The following is a 20880-nucleotide window of genomic DNA, read 5'->3' as shown; positions in this document are numbered from 1 at the left end:
GATAGAGTGACGCGAGATCATCGCCGCGTCAAGCCTGAGTCCCGGCGATTCGATGCCGAACCACGCGTGAGGCATTGCATGCGAATCGCCGGCCACAGGAGGCGCTGACCGATCTGTGGGACGCCGGGCTACTGATCCGCGATATCAGACAATAGCCACACGTCGCCCACTTTTTCCATCCGAACGATCAACGGGCCCGATGCGCTGTCCTGCGCGGCCCCGTTCGACTCCGCGCTCACCGTCACATTGGCGATCAATTCGGCACGGTCGCCGTCCAGGACCTTCACGCCGACGTCGGTCACCTGGACAGTTGTCGACGTCCCACCCTGCTTCACTGCGGCCACGGTGGGATCGATCGTCTTGTCGAACTCCCCACGCATGTTCTCGGTGAGCACGGCGCGGGCCTTGCCGGGATACTCGTCGATCGTGTCGGGGCTGTAGCTGTAGAGCGTGTTCAACGCCGTGCGGGCCGCCTCGGTCACCTCGGCGGTACCGCCGGCGTCGACGTAGGCGGTGTTCGAGACGTCGACACCAGGCTTGAAGGCCGCCACGACGGCGAACGCCGCCAGAACGATCGCCGCGACGGCCAGGCCGGCCACGAGCTTCCAGTTCGGGCCCCCGAATCGGGCCCCGCTACGGCCCGGTTCGCCGCCCGCCGTGACCGGCGCCGGCTCGTCCACCTTCTCGAGCCGCACCGGCGTGTCCCCCTTCGCAGGACCGCCCTCGTCGACGGTCACGACAGCGACGGCCGCCGCACCGTCGGCGTCCAGCAACGGGACATCGCTCGCGGGCGGCCGAACGTCACTCCCCTGCTGCGACGTCCCGGCCCCGGCGATCTTGGGGCGCCGACCGGACGAGGCGGGCTTGGTGCTGCGACGAATGGGAGGCATGACGCGGAACTCCTTCCGGCGGGCGGTCTGGAATCGGAACCGCCCGGGATGTGCAGAGAGACTGGGACGGCTACCGGCCGCCGGTATCGCCGGCCGGCGCTTCCGGAGCGGGGGCAGGTGCGCTCGGCGCCTGGGGCGCGGGCGACTCCTCGAGCACCGACGCGTTGCCGAGGTTCACGGACTTGGACGCCCGCCACACGCCGTCGTCGCCCTCCTCCATCGTGAGGCGCATCGTGACGCGCACCTTGCGCGACGTCTGATTGGGCCAGGATGTCGTGGTGGCAAGCACGACGATGGCGTCGGCGTTGCCGTCATCGGTGTTGAGGGAGGTCAACGACGCGCCCAGCACCTCCGATTCACTGCGGGCACCGGTCTGCTCAGTCTGCTGCGCGAGCTGGTCGCGTGTTGCGTTCAGGTCCTCGACCAGACCACCGGTGATGGACGACTCGATGTCGGCAAAGGACTTGTCGAGATTCGCCGCGTCGAAGGAGTTGAGATTGATGGCGGCCTGGCGGGCGTCAGCCAGCGCCGACTCGCGAGCATCGGCCGCCGGCTTCTCCGACAGAGCGGCGTGCGCCCATCCGTAGCCGAACCACACCGCCGCCACGAGCGCGCCGACGAGGACCACACACACCGCAACCGTGGCCGCAACGAGCGTGTTGTTGTTCTTGGTGGTGTCCGTCACACGGCAACCTTACTCTCGGGTAACGAATGCTTGCCGAACGCTACCGGACCGGCACGACGCCCATCAGCGTTGCGATCTGGGTCGCGATGGGGTTCAGGTTCAGCTTGTCCGGGTCGGTCTTGGGCGTGCTGTCCCACGGCTGCGGGGTCTCCGGGTCGGCGTAGATGATGCGTTCGGCGCTGCGCACACCCGAAGGATTGCCCTGCTCCACGGTGCACCGCGCGTTGGTGTTGAACGGGAAGTTGTCGACCGTGTCGTCGAAGTTCGGGTTCTCCGCCTTCATCTGCGCGAGGATCTCCTGTGTGCCCTCGTAACCCTGCGTACACGGCACTGGATTGTTGGTCTCGAGGACCAGACCGAAATGGATCGTGCCGTCGCCCGGAGCCACCGCCGACGCGCCCGCGGACAGCGCGGGCAGGAACTGGAAGAACGGCTGCAGCGCGATGAACGTGGGCGAGATCGTCGTCAGCGTCGTGGTGAGGTTGGTCAGGTTGGTCGTGAGGTCGTCACCACTGTTCGCAACAAGCTTGCCGACGGTGTCCGTCGCCTCCCTACCGGTGCCGATCAGCCGTCGCACGTCCGGATCGCTCGCCTTCAACTGGGCCGTGATCTGGTCGAGTCCGTCGCTGAACGTGCGGATCGCGCCCGACTGTTCGGCCTGAGTGTCGAGCACCGTTCGGCCGTCGCTGATCAGCGCCAGTTTCTCGGGCAGCGCCTCGTTCGCGGTCTCGGTGAATCGCCCCAGCGAATCGACGAGGACCTGCAGGTCGCCCCCCTTGCCGCTGAGCGCTTTGCCGAGTTCCACGACGGTCGTGTGCAGCGAATCCGTGGGCACCGACCGCGCCAGACGATCGACGCTGCCGATGAGGTCCTCGACAGGAATCGGCGTCGCCGTGTTCGTCGCGAGGATCACCGACCCGTCCGTGAGGAAGGGCCCCTCGTCGGTGTCGGGCTGCAGGTCGACGTACTGCTCACCGATCGCGGACCGGTTAGCCACCACGGCCTTGGCCGACGCCGGAATTTTGGGGGCGCCGTCGTCGATCATGAGCGCCACGGACACGCCGTCCTCGGTCAGCGCGAGATCGCCGACCCGTCCGACCGGCACGCCGCGATAGGTGACCTCCGCGTTGGTGAAGATGCCACCGGAGTGCGCGAACTTTGCGTCCACCTGGTACTCACCGAACCCCAGCAGCGTGTCGAGCCGGACGTACTTGGCACCGACGTATCCGATCCCCAGTACTGCGACGACGATGAACGCCACCAACTGCCACTTGGCCAGACGCGAGACCATTACTCACCCACCCCCAGCTGCTTCAGGAACGCATCGAACGGGTTGACCGGAGCATTCGCCGGCGCCGACACCTGCGAGGTTCCCGGCGCCGGGACCGGATTGGGCACGATCGGCGGGATCGGCAGGATCGACACTGTCGGCCAACCCGGCCGCGGACCGTTGCCGTTGTAGTAAGGGTTGTCCGGGTTCACCGGAACCGGCGGACCGTACTTCGGCGGGTAGTACACCGGGTCGGGCTTGCCCACGCCCAGGTTCGACAGGGTGTCCCCGATCTGCAGGTCGATCGACAGGAACACATTCGCCTGGCCACCGTGGATGGACGGGATGATCGAGTCCGGGAACGGGAACGTCGGCACCAGCGGTGCGGACGTGATGATGTCGGGCGTCGCCGCGCCGAGTTCCTGCAGCGTCGGCCTCAGCGCACGCAGGTCCGCGATGAGATCGTCCTTGGAGCGGTTGATGACGTCTGCCCCGACCTGCCCGAGCCGATCGACCTGGCCGAGCATCTGCACCAACTGCGGGCGCTGCTCGGACAGGATCTCGACGCCCTCGGGGAGTTCGTCGAGGATCTTCTCGAGCTTGCCCGTCTGGTCCGCCACCCGCCCGCTCAACGTGTCGAGACCGTCGAGTGCCCGGGTGATCGAGTCACGCTGCTCGTCGAGACCGGCGATCAGCGTGTTCGCCTGCTCGAGCAGTCCGCGCACCTTGGTCTCGCGGCCGTCGAGCGCCGTCTCCAGTTCGGACACGATGGGCTGCAACTGGGCGACACCGCCACCGTTGAGGAGCAGCGACAATGCGCCGAGGACCTGTTCGATGTCGGTGGCATGGCGGGTGCGGTCGACCGGGATCGTGTCGCCGCTCGCCAGTCGTGCCGTCGACGGGTTCTCCGGTGGCGCCGAGATCGCGATGAACTTCTCGCCGAGCAGGTTGGACTGCTGGACCTCGGCGACCGCGTTGGCCGGCAGATCCACCGAGTTGTTGATCAACGTTTCCACCTGTGCGGTCCAGCCGTCGTCGACGACCGCGATGTTCGCGACCCGACCGACCGGCACGCCGTCGACCTTGACGGTCGACTGCGGCACCAGGTCCAGGACGTCGTCGAACTGGATCTTCAGGTGTATCGGATCGCTGCCGATGTCGGCGCCGCCCGGCAGCGGGATCGCGTAGATCCCCTCCGAACCACACGCGCCGATCGTCAACGCGGTGACGCACACGCCGGCCGCGATCGCTGCCGTCCTCACCCGTATCGGCCTCACGGTGTTCCCCCCTGCGGTTGCGTACCGCCGAGGCGCGGCGACGGGGTCCCCGGGACCGTTCCCGGCACGGCACCGCGCTGCAGGTTGTCGCCGCTCAGGATGCCGAGGGGCAGGTTGAGCGTCGGCGTCTTGACGCCCGCGGTCAGCTGATCGGTCACCACCTTGCAGTTGTCGGCCAGCGGCTTCATCTGACGGCCCAATGCCTCGAATTCCGGGTCGCCGGGCTTGAGCTTGGCGATGTCGATCAGCTTGCAGCCCAAACCGAACGGGTCCTGAAGATCGGGCAGGTCGACTCGCATCTGCAGCGTGCCCGATTCGGCGTCGTGGGTGTTGACGAGGTTGCTGACCGCGAGCGGGATCGTCACGAGTGCCTCGGCGAGCGAATCCCGCTGGTCGGAGATCGTCTGGGTGACCGTCGTCAGACTTGCGACGTTTCCCTGGAGCAGTTCCCGGTTGTTCTCGACGAACCGCGCCACATCGCCGAGGGCGAGCGAGAGTTGGCTGAGTGCGAGTCCCAGGTTCTCCTTCTCCCCCGCCAGGTACCCGCTGAAGTCGGCGAGTTGCGTGTTGAACTGGCGGACCTGGGTGTCGTTGGCGGCGAGCGCACTCACGAACACCTGCAAGTTCTTGACGGTGTCGAAGATGTCGGTGCGCGAGTCGGAGAGCGTGCGCGCCGCCGCCGACAGCTGCGTGAACGTGTTGCCCAGCGCGTCGCCGTTGCCGTCCAGGTTGGCGGCCGCAGTGTCCACCAGATTCGACAGCGCGCCGTCCTTGTCGGCGCCGTTGGGGCCGAGCGCCTCGGACAGCTCGGTCACGCTGGCATACAGCTGATCGACCTCGACGGGCGTCGCCGTGCGCTCACGCGGGATGGTCGCGTCGCTCGCCATCTTCTCGCCGTCCGTGTAGACGGGCGTGAGCTGGATGTAGCGATCCGAAACCACCGACGGCGTGACCTGTGCGGCCTTCGCGTCGGCGGGGATGTCGACGCCGCGGTCGACCGTCATCGTGACCTGGACCTGGTCGCCCTGCGGCACCACCGAGTTGACGGTCCCGACCTTGACCCCGAGGACCCGCACGTCGGAGCCCTCGTAGATCCCGACCGACTTGTCGAAGTAGGCCGTGATCTTGGTCGTGCCGGCATTCTGGAAGAGCCACCACAGGACACCGATAGCGACGACTGCGACAGCAGCGATCAGGGCCACCGGAATCCATTTGCGGGTGCGTACCTGCGCCTCGCTCATCAGTTGCCCCCCATCGTGCGTAGCGGCTCACGGTATCCGGGGATCTCCGGCAGTCCCGGCGGGGTCAGGTTGGTCACGACCGAGTCGAACCAGCGACCGTTACCGAGCACGTTGGCGTAGATCCGGTAGAACGGAGCAGCCAGTTCGAGAGCCTTGCTCACGTTCTGTTGGTTGGCGTTGAGAATGTCGATGACACCCTGCAACTGCGTCAGGGCCGGCGTGATCTGCGCCTCGTTGTCCGCGACCAGACCCGTGAGCTCCCGGGACAGGGTCTGCGTGCTGGTGAGCAGTTGCCCGATCGCCTGCTGCCTGGTGTTGAGCTCGGTGAGCAGGGTGCCGCCGTTCGCGAGGATCTTCTGGAACTGATCGTTGCGGTCGGCAAGGATCTGCGAGGTCTGCTTCGTCGCCTCGAACAGCTTCTTCAGCTCCTGATCGCGCTTGGCCACCGTCTCCGACAGCCGCGCGACGCCGTCGAGTGAACCGCGAATCTCGTCCGGCGTGCCGGAGAAGGACTGCGAGAGCACCTCGAAGCTCGACGCCAACTGCGTCGTATCGATCTCTTCGAGCGTGGTGGCCGCGTCACTGAAGGCGTCGATGACGTCGTACGGCGACGTGGTCCGTTCGAGCGGAATCCGGGTGCTCGGATCGAGCACCTCGGTGCCGCGCGGATCCAGCGCCAGATACTTCTGGCCGAGAATCGTCTTGATCTGGATCGACGCCGTCGTCTGGTCGCCGATCCACGCGTCCTTGGTCTGGAACGTCACGAGGACGCGGTCACCGTCCAGGTCGACACCCGACACCTTGCCGACCTTGACCCCCGCCACGCGCACCTCGTTGCCGGGCTTGAGTCCGGCGGCCTCGGTGAACTCGGCGGAGTACCGGTTGCCCGCGCCGATGATCGGGAGGCTGTCGAGGAAGAACGCCGACATGGTCGCGAGCAGGATGACGACGATGCCCAGAGCACCCGTCACCGCAGGATTGCGCCTCTTGGTCATGGCTGCTCACCGTCCGCGTAGCAGCGCGGCGCCGCGTTGGTGTAGATCGGCTGGTTGATCGTGGGCAGGTTGGTCGGCAGGTTGAGCTGCGGCGCGGTGCCCGGTCCGGCGACGACGTCGATGCCGCACAGATAGAACTGGAACCACGAGCCGTAGCTGCCGGCGCGGCCCAGCTTCTCCATCTTCACCGGCAGATTCGAGAGGACCTGGTTCACGTCGTCGGATCGCTCGTTGATGTGTCCGCCCAGGGTGTTCAGGCCCGCGATCGAGCCCTGGATGGACGGCCGCGTCGGTACCAGCAGGTCTGCGGTGGCGCTCGTCAGATCGGACAGCGACTGCACCGATCGACCGATGACGCCGCGGTCTGCGGACAACCCGCTGACGAGACGCTCGGTGTTCACGATCAACTGGTCGACCTGCTCGTCCCGCTTGTTCACCGTCTCGAGCACACGGTTGAGATTCGTGATCAGGTCGCCGATCACCGTGTCCTTGTCGGCGATCGTGTTGGTCAGCGAGGCGGTGTTCGCCACAAGCTCCTCGATGGTTCCGCCCTCCCCCTGGAACACCTGGATGATCTGGTACGACAGCTTGTTCACGTCGTCGGCGCTGAGCGTCTGGAACAGCGGCCGGAACCCGTTGAACAGCGTCGTGAGATTGACTGCGGGCTTGGTCCGGTCGAGCGGAATCGTCTCGCCCGCGGCCATCTTGTAGCCCTGCTGCCCCGTCCCCTGCTCGAGCGCGATGTATCGCTGGCCGACCAGGTTGCGGAAGCGGATCGTCGCCGTCGTGCTCGCCGGTAGCCAGTCGCGATCACTGACCGCGAACTCCACCTGCGCCTCGCGGTCGTCGACGATCTCGATCTTCGTCACCTGACCGACACGGACACCCGCGATGCGCACCTCGTCGCCCTTGTTGAGCGAAGTCACATCGGTGAACCGCGCACTGAACGTGGTGCCTCCCGAGGATCCCGAGTTCGCGATCGTGAGAGCAAGCGCCCCCGTCGCCAGAATCGTCACGAGCGCGAAGATCACCAGTTTGGTGAGCGGTGCAGCCACCCCTCGCAACTGTCGCTTCACTTGACGCTCACCTCTTTTCCACGGAGCGCGGGCGCGCCGATCATGGTCGTCCAGCCGGGTACGTCTTCCGGCGCCATCCCGGTCGCTTCTCCGTACACCACCGCGAGGGTCTCGCGTTCGAGCGGTGATCCCGCGAACGTCGCGCTGGACGCCGGCGTCACCGTGTACTGCGGGCCGGGCATGTCGGCGATGTTCTGGTCACCGGCGTTGCGCGTGGGCACCTGGTAGGAGCCGTCGTGGATCGATCCGCCGGGGTACTGGCCGATGTCGGTGCCCAGGGGCGGCGGCTCGTAACAGCGCGGCCCACGGGTGTCGATCAGTCGGGGTTCATCCTGATTGGGCAGGTAGCGTCCGCGCGGGTTGACGAGTTCGATCGTGGCGCGCGCGCCCGGATTCGGGGAGTTCTCGCCCGTGATCGCGCCCGTTCGCCCCATCACGTCGGCGAAGTTGGCGAAGGTGCAGCCGAAGGTTCCCGAGAAGCGGGCCAGGATCTCGAGCGCCTCCCGGGAATCGGCGGCGATGGAGATCAGGGAGTCGCGGTTGGTTGTCAGCAGGTCGGCCGTGCTCGACCCCGTCGCCGTCACCGATGTGACGAGAGCGTCGATGGACGGGCGCTCCTGCACGACCGTCGCGTTGGTGGTGCGCAGGCTGTCGAGCGCATCGACCAGCTGCGGGGCTGCGTCCGAATAGGTCTGCGTGAACGTCGCGAAACTCCGGAGCCCCGCCTGCAGATCGGGCATGCGCGTATTGACGCCACCGAAGATCGTGTCGAGCTGGTCGAGAGTGACGCCGAGCTGCTCGCCCCGACCGTCGAGCGCCTGCGACAACGCACCGAGCGTCGACGCGAGGCTCTCCGGCGGAATCGCCTGCAGCAGCGGCAGCAGGCCGTCGAGCATCTTGCCCAGCTCGATCGCGTTGCCGCTCTTGTCCTGGTAGATCGTGGCGCCGGCCTCGATCGGGTTGGGGCTCGGGTTCTCCGGGACCACCAGATCGACGTAGCGCTCGCCGAACAGCGTCTTCGGTAGCAGCCTGGCGGTGGTGTTCGACGGGATCAGTTCGGCCTTGTCGGGGTCGATCGCCATGACCGAGGTGACTTTGCCGTTCGAGGTCGACGCCTGCCGCACCTCACCGACGATCAGGCCCCGCACCTTGACGTCGGCGTTACGCGGCAGCGCGTTGCCGACGGTGTCGGTGACCAGATCGACCTTGACGACGGACTTGAACGTCTTGTTGTAGCTCGCGATCGTCCCCCCCAGGAACAACGCCAAGACCAGAAAGAACGCGACTCCCAAGACTCTGCGACGAAGCTTCGACGTCGATTCGATCATCCGGCCACCCGCACCGTCGTCGTCGTACCCCAGATCGCGAGGCTGAGGAAGAAGTCGAGAACGGCGATGGTGACGATGGCAGTGCGCACCGCGTGGCCGACCGCGACGCCGACGCCGGCCGGGCCGCCGCGCGCATGGAAGCCGTAATAGCAGTGGATGAGGATCAGGACGAACGCGAACACCAGCACCTTGCCGAAGGACCACAGCACGTCTTCGGGCGGTAGGAACAGGTTGAAATAGTGGTCGTACGAGCCCGACGACTGTCCGTTGAAGACCGTCGAGACCACCCGCGACGCGAGATACGCGGCCAGCAGGCCCACGATGTACAGCGGGATCACCGCGACGAACCCGGCGATCATCCTGGTGGTGACGAGGAACGGCACGCTGGGCACTGCCATCACTTCGAGGGCATCGATCTCCTCGGAGATCCGCATGGCACCGAGCTGAGCGGTGAATCCACAGCCGACCGTGGCCGACAAGGCCAGCGCCGCGACGATCGGTGCGATCTCGCGCGTGTTGACGTACGCGGACAGGAAGCCCGTGAGGACCGAGCTGCCCAACTGGTCCAGCGCAGCGAAGCCCTGCAGACCGACGACGACGCCGGTGAAGCCGGACATCATGACGATGACGCCGATGGTGCCACCGATGACGGCGAGGGCGCCGCTGCCGAACGTGACCTCGGCGAGCAGTCGCAGCATCTCCTTGCGGTAGCGCCGCAGCGTCCGTGGCGTCCACGCGATGGCGCGCGAGTAGAACGACATCTGCTCGCCGGCGTGGTCGAGCACGTCGAGCGGTTTGCGGGCCCAGCGGCGCGCACGCATCAGGGCATAGTCGCCCCGCCCCTTGGAGATCGTCATCTGGTCACGCCCCCTTGGCCGGAACGATCTGGAGGTACACCATGGTCAGAATCAGGTTGGCGAAGAACAGGACCAGGAACGTGATCACCACGGCCTGGTTCACGGCCTCGCCGACGCCCTTGGGTCCCCCCTTGGGAGTCAGTCCCTTGTACGCCGCGATCACACCGGCGATGACACCGAAGATCGCGGCCTTGACCTCGGCGATGTAGAGATCCGGAAGCTGGGCCAGCGCCGAGAACGACGCGAGGTAGGCGCCTGGGGTGCCGCCCTGGAGGATGACGTTGAAGAAGTAGCCACCCGCGATACCGACGACCGAGACGAGTCCGTTGAGAAGCACCGCGACCAGCACCATCGCGAGTACACGGGGGACGACAAGTCGCTGCACGGGATTGATCCCGAGGACTTCCATTGCGTCGATCTCCTCGCGGATGGTCCGTGAACCGAGATCGGCGGTGACCGCGGAGCCGGCAGCACCCGCGATCAGCAGGGCGGTCACGATGGGACTGCCCTGCTGGATCACGGCGAGCACGCTGGCGGCACCCGTGAACGACTCCGCACCCAACTGCTTGATCAGCGAACCGGTCTGCAACGACACGACCGCACCGAACGGAATAGCGACGAGTGCGGTCGGCAGGATCGTGACGCTCGCGATGAACCACGCCTGTTCGATGAATTCTTTGAACTGGAACGGTCGCCTGAACGTGTTGCGGACCACGTCGACGAAAAGCTGGACGATATTGCCGGCCTGCGTCAACGCTCCGTTGACCGGCTTCATCAGCGAAGCTCGAGTACCCCCCACGCGCAGATCCCCTACCCGCGCTCGAACGTGCTCTGCTCGAATCCTCCGTCGTCGTAAGCCGGAATCACCTGCGTAGCGTCATCGTTCATGCTTGCAAGGATGCCCTGCTGAGCCTCGATCGGCAGAGTATGAAGGATCTCTCGGACGCGGGCCTGACGCCGCCCGACCGCCTGCCGGACCGGCAGACCGGGGGTGGCCTGCATCTGCGGAACCACGCCGTAGACGTCGTCGGTGCCCCCGTGATGGTGACCGGCGTCCACGAGTGCCTGCTCCTGCGCCATCTGCGCGTCGTCCTTCTCCTCGGACATGCCGATCGGTCCGATCTTGCTGCCGTTGAGGAACTGGTGCACGACCGGCTCGTCACTGGTCAGCAGAACCTCGCGAGGACCGAACATGACCAGCTGCTTACGGAAGAGCATGCCGAGGTTGTCCGGCACGGTGCGCGCCAGGTTGATGTTGTGCGTCACGATCAGGATCGTGGCGTCGATCTGCGCGTTGATGTCGATGAGCAACTGACTCAGGTACGTCGTACGGACCGGATCGAGACCTGAGTCGGGCTCGTCGACGAGAATGATCTGGGGATCGAGGACGAGTGCGCGTGCGAGCCCGGCACGCTTGCGCATGCCACCGGAGATCTCGCCGGGGAGCTTTCCCTCCGCGCCGACGAGGCCGTTGAGCTCGAGCTTCTCCATCACGATCTTGCGGATCTCGGACTCGGACTTCTTGGTGTGCTCTCGCAGCGGGAAGGCCACATTGTCGTACAGGTTCATGGACCCGAACAGAGCGCCGTCCTGGAACAGGACGCCGAACAGCTTGCGGATCTCGTACAGTTCGCGCGAGGAGCACTGAAGGATGTCGGTCCCGTCGATGACGATCGACCCTTCTTCAGGGCGGAGCAGACCGATCAGCGACTTCAGGAAGACAGACTTGCCGGTACCCGAAGGCCCGAGCAGCGCGCTCACTTCACCAGCCGGCAGCGTGAGCGACACGTCCTGCCAGATCTTCTGAGAGCCGAAAGACTTGGTAAGTCCCTCGACTGAAACCTCGACTCCCACCATTACCTCCTGCGTGAAAAACATCCCCCCAACCAGTGGGCCCACTGTGGGTTGCGTCACTCTATCGCATCGAAGTGTTATCCGTAACACCAGATACTACTCATGAGTAAGTAAGGATCACAACCCGGCGATCACGATTTGTCGGGCAGCTGACCGAACGACGAAAGAGGGCCGCCCCCAACGGGAACGACCCTCTTTCTCGATGCTTCGTCAGGAAGCAGCGCTGACTTCCGTCTTACTTGACGGAGATCTTCGCGCCGGCAGCCTCGAGCTTCTCCTTGGCAGCCTCGGCCGCGTCCTTGGCAACCTTCTCCAGGATCGCCTTCGGAGCACCCTCGACGAGGTCCTTGGCTTCCTTCAGGCCCAGGCCGGAGACGACCTCACGGACGACCTTGATGACCTGGATCTTCTTGTCGCCAGCCGACTCGAGGATGACGTCGAACTCGTCCTGCTCCTCAGCAGCCTCGGCGGCGGCCGGAGCGCCGGCAGCGGCAACGGCGACCGGAGCAGCAGCGGTGACCTCGAAGGTCTCCTCGAACGCCTTCACGAACTCCGAGAGCTCGAGCAGGGTGAGCTCCTTGAACTGATCCAGCAACTCTTCGGTGGTGAGCTTCGCCATGGTGGCGTCCTTCCTCTTAAGTCCTGTGTCGCCGATCCGCGACCGGACAGGTGGTGATGGTTGTGATGCGCAGGTGCGGATCAGCTATTCGGCAGCGGCGTCGGCGGGAGCCTCGACGGCCCCACCCTCCGCAGCCTTCTTCTCCTGCAGCGCGGCGGCCAGGCGGGCCACCTGCGAAGCGGGAGCATTGAACAGGCCAGCGGCCTTTGCCAAGTTGCCCTTCATCGCGCCGGCGAGCTTGGCCAACAGGATCTCGCGGGACTCGAGGTCCGCGATCTGGTTGACCTGATCCACGGACAGCGCAGCGCCGTCCATGTACCCGCCCTTGATGACGAGTGCCTTGTTGTCCTTCGCGAAGGCCTTGAGGGCCTTCGCAGCGTCGACCGGCTCGCCCTTGATGAATGCAATGGCGGTCGGTCCGACGAACAGGTCGTCAAGGCCCTCGACGCCCGCCTCAGCGGCGGCACGCTTGACCAGGGTGTTCTTGGCGACGGAGTAGGTGGCACCTTCTCCGAGAGCGCGTCGCAGCTTCGTCAGACTCGTGACCGACAGACCACGGTATTCCGTGACCACGGCGGCGGTCGAGTCCTTGAACTGCTCGGTGATCTCTGCAACTGCAGAAACCTTCTCAGGCTTTGCCATACTTCGCCTCCTCTCGTGACAGTCGTTGTTCCACTTTGGGCCGTGACATGCAAAACGCCCCGGTGCAGGGCACACGGGGCGTACACGAGGAGATCATCCAACCGGCCGGAACCGGACGCAGACAAACATCCCCCACCTCGTCCTCCTGCGTGGGTCGCCGGGCAATCCCGGACCTTCAACCGATTTCAGAAATGATCTCGGTGACCAACGGTCTTTGGTAGAACATGTTTCGGGGCGGAATTCGCATCGATCTCCGAACTCCAACGAGCAGCCTAGCGAAGCGTCATCCCGGATGCAAAGCGGGGTGCAACCAAACCATCCAATAGTGATTCAGCTCATATTCGCATGTCCGCCATGCTCGAGCTCACACTTTTGAACGTAACTGTCAGTTACACTTATTGGGCTAGGTTTCGGCCATGACTCTCACGATCCCCGCCGTCGCCGGCAGCAGCCTCGGACGCCGGCGCAGGTTCCTCGCCCTCGCGGTGATCTGCCTCGCGGAACTGCTCGTCGTACTCGACAACACCATCGTCAACGTGGCGCTGCCCTCGATCGGGGTCCAGTTGCGCACCGACGTCAGCGGTCTTCAGTGGGTGGTCGACGCCTACACCCTCACCTTTGCCGGCCTGCTTCTCGCATGCGGCAATCTGGGCGACCGTCTCGGTCGGCGACGTGTCATGACAATAGGCCTCGTCGGCGTCGCAGTGATGTCCGTCGTCGGGGCCTCGGCGGGCTCACTCGGGCAGGTCATCGCGGCCCGCGCTGCAATGGGGGTGTTCGCCGCGGCGGTGTTCCCGGCGACGCTCGCCCTGATCATCAACATCTTCACCGACGTCCGGGAAAGGGCACTCGCCATCGCGGCATGGACGGCGATGGCCGGGTTCGCCATCGCGATCGGGCCCATCTCGGGCGGATGGCTCCTCGAACACTTCTCATGGCATGCGGTGTTCTGGATCAACGTTCCCGTCGCCCTGGTCGCGCTGCTCGCAACGTTGCTCCTGGTCCCCGAATCGAAGGCGTCGTCGGTCGGCCGCCTCGACATCGTCGGCATCGCGGCGTCCGCGGTCGGCATCACCGGCCTTGTGTGGGCCATCATCGAGGCTCCCCGCCACGGCTGGCTCTCCCCCGTCACCGTCGGCACCGCCTCCGCGTCGATCGTCGTGTTCGTCGGCTTCGTGGTGTGGGAACTCCGTGCCCCGGCACCGATCCTCGACATGCGTCTGTTCGCGATCCGGCGATTCTCGTTCCCCGCACTGGCGATCGCCGTCGCCTACTTCTCGATGTTCGGGTTCTTGTTCCTCATCACGCAGTATTTCCAGGGCGTGCGCGAGTACACGCCTCTCGAGTTCGGCATCGCGTCGCTGCCGTTCGCGATCTCCGTCGCGGTGGGCGCCCCGATCGCAACGCTGCTCGCGCAGCGGGTGGGTACGACGGCAGTCCTCGTATTCGGGCTGCTGCTGACCGGACTCGGCCTGTATCTCGGTGGCCTGGTCGACGTCGACAGCAGCTATCTCACCGACGTCCTGCCATCGATGGTGTCGATGGCACTCGGACTCGCGATCGTTCAGGGGCCGGCGACCGAGTCGATCATGTCCTCACTGCCGCTCGACGAGGCCGGTGCCGGCTCGGCCGTCAACGACACGACCCGAGAGGTGGGCGGCACCCTCGGCGTCGCCGTCCTGGGTTCGATCGTCGCGTCGTTCTATGTCGGGAAGATCGCCCCGATCATCGACAGCGTCCCCGCGTCGCTCATGAACGACGACGAGAAGGGTTTCGCGCGCGCCACGATCCTCAGCGTCCTCGAGATCCGGAATCGGGAGATCCCCGCGATGCTCGAGCCGCAGCGCGAACAACTGATCACGACGATGAAGACCGCGGTCCTACAGGGAGCACACGCGGCCTCGCTCGTCGCGACGAGCGCGGTACTGCTGTGTGCGGTCGTCGTCGCGATCTTCCTGCCGTGGGCGCCCGCGCCAGGCCGCGGAGCGATGCTCGCGTGGCGCCGCGACGACAACTGAGACCCCGCGAACGCCGAAGGCCGGCACAGAGAAAACTCTGTGCCGGCCTTCGAGGTCGATCAGGTCGCGAGGTTGCGCGACTTACTCGCCGTCCTCGAGGAGGTTGCGGGTACGGTTCGGATCCACCGGGATGCCCGGTCCGGTGGTGGTCGAAACCGTGACCTTCTTGACGTAACGGCCCTTCGCCGACGACGGCTTCGCACGCAGGATCTCGTCCAGCGCGGCGCCGTAGTTCTCGACCAGCTGGGCATCGTCGAACGACGCCTTGCCGATCACGAAGTGCAGGTTGGCCTGCTTGTCGACGCGGAAGTTGATCTTGCCGCCCTTGATCTCGGTGACAGCCTTCGCGACGTCCGGCGTAACGGTGCCGGTCTTCGGGTTCGGCATCAGGCCACGCGGTCCGAGGACGCGGGCGATGCGGCCGACCTTGGCCATCTGGTCAGGGGTGGCGATCGCGGCGTCGAAGTCGGTCCAGCCGCCCTGAATGCGCTCGATCAGATCCTCGGAGCCGACGACATCGGCGCCGGCGGCCTCGGCCTCGGCGGCCTTCTCGCCGACAGCGAACACGACGACGCGGGCGGTCTTACCGGTGCCGTGCGGCAGGTTGACCGTGCCACGAACCATCTGGTCCGCCTTGCGGGGGTCGACGCCCAGACGGACGGCAACCTCGACGGTCGAGTCCATCTTGCTCGACGAGGTCTCCTTGGCCAGCTTCGCAGCCTCGAGGGGGCTGTAAAGGTTGTCCGCGTCGATCTTCTCAGCGGCGGCGAGGTACGCCTTGCTGCGCTTTGCCATTTCTTCTGTCCTTACTTCTCACCCTGAGCGCTCGACCCGGGTGAATGGTTCAGTTGTGGTGACGGGCCTGGCAGGCCCTCCCACGGTGGAGGATTAACCCTCGACGGTGATACCCATCGAACGCGCGGTGCCGGCGATGATCTTCGCGGCCGCGTCGATGTCGTTCGCGTTGAGGTCTTCCTGCTTGGTCTTCGCGATCTCGCGCACCTGATCCATGGTCACGGTCGCGACCTTGGTCTTGTGCGGCTCGCCGGAGCCCTTCTGGACACCAGCAGCCTTGAGCAGCAGCTTGGCGGCCGGCGGGGTCTTCAGCTTGAAGTCGAAGGTCCGGTCTTCGTAGACCGAGATCTCCACCGGGATCACGTTGCCGCGCTGGGACTCAGTCGCCGCGTTGTAAGCCTTGCAGAACTCCATGATGTTGACGCCGTGCTGACCGAGCGCCGGACCCACGGGCGGGGCAGGGTTAGCCTGACCAGCCTGGATCTGAAGCTTGATGAGCCCTGCGAGCTTCTTCTTCTTGGGGGGCATCTTCGTTCCTTGTTCCTACGGGGTGTGTTTCTTGCGTACTGCGTGCAAGTTTGTGTGGGTACCCGGGTCGGGGACCGCTAGATCTTCTGGACCTGGTTGAACGACAGTTCCACCGGGGTCTCGCGACCGAAGATCGAGACGAGGACCTTGAGCTTCTGCTGCTCGGCATTGACCTCGCTGATACTCGCCGGCAGGGTCGCGAACGGCCCGTCCATCACGGTAACCGACTCGCCGACCTCGAAGTCGACCTCGATGATCGGCTTGGCCGCGGACGACGTGGCCGCATCGCCTGCGCCGGACGCAGCAGTGGCCGGCTTCTTCTGGCCGTCCTGCGGCATCAGGAACTTGACGACGTCGTTCAGCGTCAGCGGCGACGGACGCGAGGTGGCACCGACGAAACCGGTGACGCCCGGCGTGTTGCGGACTGCGCCCCACGACTCGTCGTTGAGCTCCATGCGCACGAGGATGTAGCCCGGAAGAACCTTGCGATTGACCTGCTTGCGCTGGCCGTTCTTGATCTCGGTGACCTCTTCGGTGGGAACTTCCACCTGGAAGATGTAGTCGCCGACGTCCAGGTTCTGGACGCGGGTCTCGAGATTGGCCTTGACCTTGTTCTCGTAACCGGCATAGGAGTGGATGACGTACCAGTCGCCGGGGGCCCGGCGCAGCGCAGCCTTGAACTCCGCTACCGGATCGACCTCTTCCTCGGCGACCTCCGGAGCCTGCTCCGCCGCGACACCGTCCTCAGCCTGCTCGACGGCAGCGTCGTCCTCGGCCTGCTCGACGGCAGCGTCGTCCTCGGCCTGCTCGACGGCAGCGTCGTCCTCGAGAGTCGCATCGTCGGCAGCCACACCGTCTTCGGTAACAGCCTCGGCCGAAACACGCTCCTCGGCCAGGGCCTCGTCAGAGTCGTTCTCGGGGGTGCTCACTGGAGGCACTCTTCCTCTCGTCAATCACATCGTTCGGGAACGCCGACGGGCGTCCCCGGCTAGCCGAACAACCAGGAAACGCCCTTGATGAAACCAAGGTCGAGGAGGCTGATGAACGTCACCATGAAGGCGACGAACACGAGCACGACACTGGTGTACGTGATCATCTGCTTGCGATTGGGCCAGATGACCTTGCGCAGTTCGGCAACAACTTCGCGCAGGAAGCGACGAATCCGCTTGAAGATGTTCTCCGCGCGGGGCTTGTCAGCCTTGGACTTCGTGGCGATGGGCTTCGACTCCGGAGACTTCACGGAGGAGGCTGCAACCGTCTTCTTTGCGGGCTGCACGTCGGCAGCGCCGCGGCGCACAGCGCGCTTGCCGCTGGGCTTGCCCGAGGGAACGACACTCGCGGGACCACTGCCCGCGGTATCGGAATGTTCGGATTCGGGGCGAGGGTTCGCGCCGGCTACAGATCCGTCGACGGCGTCAGGATCCATGGATCCAGAAGTGCCGTCGTCGCGCTTGTCGCGCTCGTCGCTCACCGTCGTTCCTCTCAGTAGCCAGTCCGGGTGCAGGGGCGACAGGACTTGAACCTGCAACCTGCGGTTTTGGAGACCGCTGCTCTGCCAATTGAGCTACGCCCCTTTGGACGACCGATCGAACTGGTCGACCTATCCAGGTTTACATGACATGCGCGCCACCCCGTTCGGGCTGTTTCAACAGCACCGTAAGGCAGCGCGCAGCGCCTGAGTAACCCCAGAAACTCTAGTGTACTTCAAAGCCCCGGAACAAACCCAATCCGTCCGGCACTCAGGCCAAACGGACCGTTGCGGTGGCTCGACCGAAGATCTTACGACCCTCGGACCGCGCCACGATCGCGACTACTGCGGTCTTACTTTCGGCATCCACCGACTTGATCTTGCCGGTGAACTCCACTTCGGCAGCCTTGTCGGCCGCCACATACACCGGGCTGGTGAACCGAACGTTGTATTCGGATACCGCACCCGGATCGCCGAGCCAGGACGAGACGAACCCGCCACCGAGGCCCATGGTCAGCATGCCGTGCGCCACGACGTCCGGCAAGCCGGCCAGGCGGGCCACGTGATCGCTCCAGTGGATCGGATTGGGGTCACCTGACACGCCGGCGTAGTTGACGAGATTCCCGCGAGTCAGAGTGACGACGCGCTCGGGCAGTTCGTCGCCGACAGCGACGTCCTCGAACCTACGGAGCGACATGCATCATCACATCCTTGACCGCGTGGGCAATGTTCTCGTCCACCTCACCACCGGAACGCGCGACGAGCGTGGTCCAAGTGGTTTGAACCAGCTCGCCGTTCACGTCGGTGATGACGTTCTTGGTGACGATGATGTCACTGCCCGCTGCCTGGCGAAATGACTCCAGGTAGACATCGCAGATCAAACGGTCGCCCGCCAACAGCGGCCTGTGGAACACGAGTCGCTGATCGGTCTGCATGATCTGGCTGAGATCGTAACCGGTCACAACCTCTTCGAACAGCTTGCGCTGAGCGAGCATGCCGACGATCGAGACGAAGGTCAGAGGCGCGACGAGGCCGTCGTAGCCGAGGCCACTCGCCGCTTCCTCGTCGTGATGAGCAGGATGATCGTCGAGCACGGCACGTGCGTACTCTCGGACTTTCTCCCGGCCGATTTCGTAGAAATCGGTCACCCGATAGTGATGTCCGACCATCGAGGCCGCATGCGCGGCGGGATCGGAGATCAGTTCGGGCTCCCTCACGACTGTCTCTGTCACAGCAAATACCTGCCTGCCCTGTAGACGCAAACCTCGTTAGGGCAGTCTGACAGTGAACCTAACGCGCGAGCGCCGATCCGAGAAACTACTTGGACTCGCGGTGCGCCTGGTGAGTTCCGCAGTTCGGGCAGAACTTCTTCAGCTCGAGGCGATCGGGATCGTTGCGGCGGTTCTTCTTGGTGATGTAGTTGCGGTGCTTGCACACCTCACATGCCAAGGTGATCTTCGGCCGAACATCAGTCGAGGAGGCCACGGGGACGCCTTCTTTCGCGTGAATCTGATCAGAGATAGATCAGGGTGGATCATTCGTCTTGTGTAGCGATGGCCGGACTTGAACCGGCGACACAACGATTATGAGTCGTTTGCTCTACCAACTGAGCTACACCGCCTCGGTGTCGAGTGTCGCGCGAAGCCGGCGACACCACAATCCAGCGAGCCCCCTGACGGAATCGAACCGTCGACCTTTTCCTTACCATGGAAACGCTCTGCCGACTGAGCTAAGGGGGCGTGGCTGTCCCGCACATCGCTGCGCGCTGAAGCCTCCAGAAGATTACACAGACCTCCACCCGAGATACAAATTGGCTGGTCAACAGCCGTAAAACGCGCCGTCAGTCACCGCAACCCAGCAGGGGCGCGAGCGATCGTGCGACGTCGTCGGCCGAATCAAGCGTACGCACAACCGCGATGACCTGCTCGATCTTCGATTCCGAGAGCAGGCCCGCCGCGAAGTTCCGGAACTTGGTCGCCACGTCGTTCCACGTCGGACGCGTCTCGGGGGACCACGGGTCACCGGGTGCGTAGTCGGACTCGGCGACCAGTTCCTGTCCCCGGGCCCGGATCGTCAACGACCCGCGGGTACGCCGCGGCCGCCCCTCCGGGGAATCGTTGATCTGTGCGTTCCATTCCTCCGCCAGGCTCGGATCCGGCGCGGTGGTGATGCGCTCCGCGATCTTCCAGGCCCTCGGATCGCGCATCGCCTCGTCGGAGTACCAGTCGGGCCCCGGCGTGCGCCCCAGCGCCACCTGGGCGAGCACGTAGGGGATGTTGAACTGCGCCTTCATGGGTGCGCGGTGATCCGCGACGAAGTTGCGTTCCGGCTCGGAGAACACCGTCATCGCGTAGGCAGCGGGGTTCAGTCGCACCTCGATGTGCTCGATGTCCTCTGCCGCCAGACCGTGCTCACGGAGATAGGACTGCAGCACCGCCGCCGGCGCCGTGGTGTAGCGGCAGGCGGGGAAATACTTGACGGCCGAGTCGAGGATCCACCACTGCTCTCCCAGCGCCTCGGTGAGCGGCGTGACGTCGACACCCACAAACCCCTGTGCCTCGATGAACCCCGGGCTGAGGTCGAACAGGTCGTGCTCGCCCTCGTATCCGACCTCCGCCATCAGCGCTGCAGTCATCGCGCAGTGCGCGAGGTGATAGTTCGGAGCCCACTTGTACGACGCGATCTCGGTGCGCTCTGCCGTGTTCGTGTTGCGCGCCGTCGGCGCGGTGCCCGCAACGAGCGCGAGCGCATTCGCCATTTGCCTCTCGTCGAGTCCGCCGACGATCCCGGCGGACACCGCGGCGCCGATACTCGCGTAGCCGCTGCCGAACATCTGCGACCAACGGAACTGTCCGTCCTCGAACGCCATGAACGAACTCGCGAGATTCACCCGTGCCGACAGGTCGAATCCCACGGCGACGGCTCGGATCATCTCCGCACCGGACGCCCCGGTGCGTTCGGCCTCGGCGAGTGCGGCCGCGACGTTCATGATCACGAAGTGGGCGGAGTTGAAGAAGGTGTCGTCGGCGTCGAGAAGATTCATGATCTCCGCGTTCGCCGCCGCAGCACTCGTCGCCGACACCTTGCGCCCCAGACCGAAGACCGTCGCCTCTTCCGGACCGCCGAGTCGTTCGAGGACCCGGTGCGACATCCGCGTGCGTTCCATGCGGGACGCTCCGACACCACACGCGAGGGAATCGAGGATCAGCAGCTTCGTGTAGTCGACGACGTCTTCGGGAAGATCCTCGAAACGTGTCCGGACCGCGAACTCGGCAAGTCGCTGCGTGGTGGTCAGATCGGTGCCGGTGGTGGTCACGGACATCATCGAGGGCCTTTC

22 protein-coding genes and 3 tRNA genes are annotated in these 20880 nt (G+C 65.1%); 1 reads left to right on the top strand and 24 read right to left on the bottom strand.

What is annotated here, in order from left to right; genetic code table 11:
• Positions 1–128: 128 nt before the first annotated feature.
• The 13 genes from C8K36_RS01785 to rplJ form a co-directional block, all read right to left on the bottom strand.
• Positions 129–890, bottom strand: a complete 762-nt coding sequence (locus C8K36_RS01785) for a mammalian cell entry protein (protein WP_107982732.1) — start codon at positions 888–890, stop codon at positions 129–131.
• Between the two features lie 70 nt (positions 891–960).
• A complete protein-coding gene (locus C8K36_RS01780) occupies positions 961–1575 on the bottom strand; it encodes a mammalian cell entry protein (RefSeq protein WP_107982731.1) in 615 nt (204 codons plus the stop codon).
• Positions 1576–1615: 40 nt separating this feature from the next.
• Positions 1616–2866 carry an MlaD family protein gene (locus C8K36_RS01775; RefSeq protein WP_107982730.1) on the bottom strand — a complete coding sequence of 417 codons (1251 nt, stop codon included), beginning with the start codon at positions 2864–2866 and terminating at the stop codon, positions 1616–1618.
• On the bottom strand, positions 2866–4107 hold the full coding sequence (locus C8K36_RS01770) for an MCE family protein (protein ID WP_258194621.1): 1242 nt from the start codon (positions 4105–4107) through the stop codon (positions 2866–2868). The genes C8K36_RS01775 and C8K36_RS01770 overlap by 1 nt, the downstream gene beginning before the upstream one ends.
• A gap of 11 nt (positions 4108–4118) precedes the next feature.
• Entirely contained in the window at positions 4119–5363 is a 1245-nt protein-coding gene (locus tag C8K36_RS01765) for an MCE family protein (protein ID WP_107982728.1), read from the bottom strand.
• Complete coding sequence (locus C8K36_RS01760; RefSeq protein WP_107982727.1) at positions 5363–6358, bottom strand: MCE family protein; 996 nt, start codon at positions 6356–6358, stop codon at positions 5363–5365. The genes C8K36_RS01765 and C8K36_RS01760 overlap by 1 nt, the downstream gene beginning before the upstream one ends.
• Entirely contained in the window at positions 6355–7422 is a 1068-nt protein-coding gene (locus C8K36_RS01755; RefSeq protein ID WP_107983689.1) for an MlaD family protein, read from the bottom strand. The genes C8K36_RS01760 and C8K36_RS01755 overlap by 4 nt, the downstream gene beginning before the upstream one ends.
• Positions 7423–7430: 8 nt before the next feature.
• Positions 7431–8762, bottom strand: a complete 1332-nt coding sequence (locus tag C8K36_RS01750; RefSeq protein ID WP_107982726.1) for an MCE family protein — start codon at positions 8760–8762, stop codon at positions 7431–7433.
• Positions 8759–9619 (bottom strand): MlaE family ABC transporter permease, encoded by an 861-nt coding sequence (locus tag C8K36_RS01745; RefSeq protein WP_107982725.1) that lies wholly within the window; start codon positions 9617–9619, stop codon positions 8759–8761. Before C8K36_RS01745 ends, C8K36_RS01750 begins: the two co-directional genes overlap by 4 nt.
• A 4-nt stretch (positions 9620–9623) precedes the next feature.
• Positions 9624–10418 (bottom strand): ABC transporter permease, encoded by a 795-nt coding sequence (locus C8K36_RS01740; RefSeq protein ID WP_107982724.1) that lies wholly within the window; start codon positions 10416–10418, stop codon positions 9624–9626.
• Between the two features lie 11 nt (positions 10419–10429).
• Complete coding sequence (locus C8K36_RS01735; RefSeq protein ID WP_107982723.1) at positions 10430–11476, bottom strand: ATP-binding cassette domain-containing protein; 1047 nt, start codon at positions 11474–11476, stop codon at positions 10430–10432.
• Between the two features lie 232 nt (positions 11477–11708).
• Entirely contained in the window at positions 11709–12092 is a 384-nt protein-coding gene (rplL, locus tag C8K36_RS01730) for a 50S ribosomal protein L7/L12 (RefSeq protein WP_107982722.1), read from the bottom strand.
• 84 nt (positions 12093–12176) lie between these two features.
• Positions 12177–12734 carry a 50S ribosomal protein L10 gene (rplJ, locus tag C8K36_RS01725; protein WP_107982721.1) on the bottom strand — a complete coding sequence of 186 codons (558 nt, stop codon included), beginning with the start codon at positions 12732–12734 and terminating at the stop codon, positions 12177–12179.
• Between the two features lie 416 nt (positions 12735–13150).
• Here rplJ and C8K36_RS01720 point away from each other — a divergent pair, with 416 nt between their 5' ends.
• A complete protein-coding gene (locus C8K36_RS01720; RefSeq protein WP_107982720.1) occupies positions 13151–14752 on the top strand; it encodes an MFS transporter in 1602 nt (533 codons plus the stop codon).
• An 81-nt stretch (positions 14753–14833) separates the two neighbouring features.
• Here C8K36_RS01720 and rplA read toward each other — a convergent pair whose 3' ends face one another.
• The 11 genes from rplA to C8K36_RS01665 all read right to left on the bottom strand — a co-directional run bounded on the left by rplA (position 14834) and on the right by C8K36_RS01665 (position 20865).
• The gene (gene rplA / locus C8K36_RS01715; RefSeq protein WP_107982719.1) at positions 14834–15547 is read right to left on the bottom strand and encodes a 50S ribosomal protein L1; all 714 of its coding nucleotides are present in this window, start codon (positions 15545–15547) and stop codon (positions 14834–14836) included.
• Between the two features lie 93 nt (positions 15548–15640).
• Complete coding sequence (rplK, locus tag C8K36_RS01710; protein WP_031937663.1) at positions 15641–16075, bottom strand: 50S ribosomal protein L11; 435 nt, start codon at positions 16073–16075, stop codon at positions 15641–15643.
• Positions 16076–16152: 77 nt separating this feature from the next.
• On the bottom strand, positions 16153–17004 hold the full coding sequence (nusG, locus tag C8K36_RS01705) for a transcription termination/antitermination protein NusG (protein WP_107982718.1): 852 nt from the start codon (positions 17002–17004) through the stop codon (positions 16153–16155).
• Between the two features lie 59 nt (positions 17005–17063).
• Entirely contained in the window at positions 17064–17546 is a 483-nt protein-coding gene (gene secE, locus C8K36_RS01700) for a preprotein translocase subunit SecE (RefSeq protein ID WP_181319319.1), read from the bottom strand.
• A 30-nt stretch (positions 17547–17576) separates the two neighbouring features.
• Positions 17577–17649 (bottom strand) — tRNA-Trp (locus C8K36_RS01695).
• 165 nt (positions 17650–17814) lie between these two features.
• Entirely contained in the window at positions 17815–18240 is a 426-nt protein-coding gene (gene hadB, locus C8K36_RS01690; protein ID WP_107982717.1) for a (3R)-hydroxyacyl-ACP dehydratase subunit HadB, read from the bottom strand.
• Positions 18227–18712 (bottom strand): (3R)-hydroxyacyl-ACP dehydratase subunit HadA, encoded by a 486-nt coding sequence (gene hadA, locus C8K36_RS01685; RefSeq protein WP_181319434.1) that lies wholly within the window; start codon positions 18710–18712, stop codon positions 18227–18229. The genes hadB and hadA overlap by 14 nt, the downstream gene beginning before the upstream one ends.
• A 148-nt stretch (positions 18713–18860) precedes the next feature.
• Positions 18861–19028, bottom strand: coding sequence for a 50S ribosomal protein L33 (rpmG, locus tag C8K36_RS01680; protein WP_031937658.1), 168 nt, complete (start codon positions 19026–19028; stop codon positions 18861–18863).
• A 63-nt stretch (positions 19029–19091) separates the two neighbouring features.
• Positions 19092–19164, bottom strand: a tRNA-Met gene (locus C8K36_RS01675).
• A 45-nt stretch (positions 19165–19209) separates the two neighbouring features.
• Positions 19210–19282: transfer RNA gene (locus tag C8K36_RS01670), tRNA-Thr, on the bottom strand.
• Positions 19283–19383: 101 nt separating this feature from the next.
• Positions 19384–20865, bottom strand: a complete 1482-nt coding sequence (locus C8K36_RS01665) for an MmgE/PrpD family protein (RefSeq protein ID WP_181319317.1) — start codon at positions 20863–20865, stop codon at positions 19384–19386.
• Positions 20866–20880 lie beyond the last annotated feature (15 nt).

The organism is Rhodococcus sp. OK519 (assembly GCF_003051005.1).
In the GTDB taxonomy this organism is placed as follows: domain Bacteria; phylum Actinomycetota; class Actinomycetes; order Mycobacteriales; family Mycobacteriaceae; genus Prescottella.
The sequence above is the reverse complement of the archived record's forward strand: the minus strand, read 5'-3'. Positions and strand labels throughout refer to the sequence as shown.

Coding starts and splice junctions, on each gene's coding strand:
- C8K36_RS01760 (WP_107982727.1), bottom strand. CDS start 6,358: ATGACCAAGAGGCGCAATCCTGCGGTGACGGGTGCTCTGGGCATCGTC.
- C8K36_RS01750 (WP_107982726.1), bottom strand. CDS start 8,762: ATGATCGAATCGACGTCGAAGCTTCGTCGCAGAGTCTTGGGAGTCGCG.
- rplJ (WP_107982721.1), bottom strand. CDS start 12,734: ATGGCAAAGCCTGAGAAGGTTTCTGCAGTTGCAGAGATCACCGAGCAG.
- C8K36_RS01745 (WP_107982725.1), bottom strand. CDS start 9,619: ATGACGATCTCCAAGGGGCGGGGCGACTATGCCCTGATGCGTGCGCGC.
- C8K36_RS01775 (WP_107982730.1), bottom strand. CDS start 2,866: ATGGTCTCGCGTCTGGCCAAGTGGCAGTTGGTGGCGTTCATCGTCGTC.
- rplL (WP_107982722.1), bottom strand. CDS start 12,092: ATGGCGAAGCTCACCACCGAAGAGTTGCTGGATCAGTTCAAGGAGCTC.
- hadA (WP_181319434.1), bottom strand. CDS start 18,712: ATGGTCGGACATCACTATCGGGTGACCGATTTCTACGAAATCGGCCGG.
- hadB (WP_107982717.1), bottom strand. CDS start 18,240: ATGTCGCTCCGTAGGTTCGAGGACGTCGCTGTCGGCGACGAACTGCCC.
- rplA (WP_107982719.1), bottom strand. CDS start 15,547: ATGGCAAAGCGCAGCAAGGCGTACCTCGCCGCCGCTGAGAAGATCGAC.
- C8K36_RS01765 (WP_107982728.1), bottom strand. CDS start 5,363: ATGAGCGAGGCGCAGGTACGCACCCGCAAATGGATTCCGGTGGCCCTG.
- C8K36_RS01785 (WP_107982732.1), bottom strand. CDS start 890: ATGCCTCCCATTCGTCGCAGCACCAAGCCCGCCTCGTCCGGTCGGCGC.
- C8K36_RS01735 (WP_107982723.1), bottom strand. CDS start 11,476: ATGGTGGGAGTCGAGGTTTCAGTCGAGGGACTTACCAAGTCTTTCGGC.
- C8K36_RS01665 (WP_181319317.1), bottom strand. CDS start 20,865: ATGTCCGTGACCACCACCGGCACCGATCTGACCACCACGCAGCGACTT.
- rplK (WP_031937663.1), bottom strand. CDS start 16,075: ATGCCCCCCAAGAAGAAGAAGCTCGCAGGGCTCATCAAGCTTCAGATC.
- C8K36_RS01720 (WP_107982720.1), top strand. CDS start 13,151: ATGACTCTCACGATCCCCGCCGTCGCCGGCAGCAGCCTCGGACGCCGG.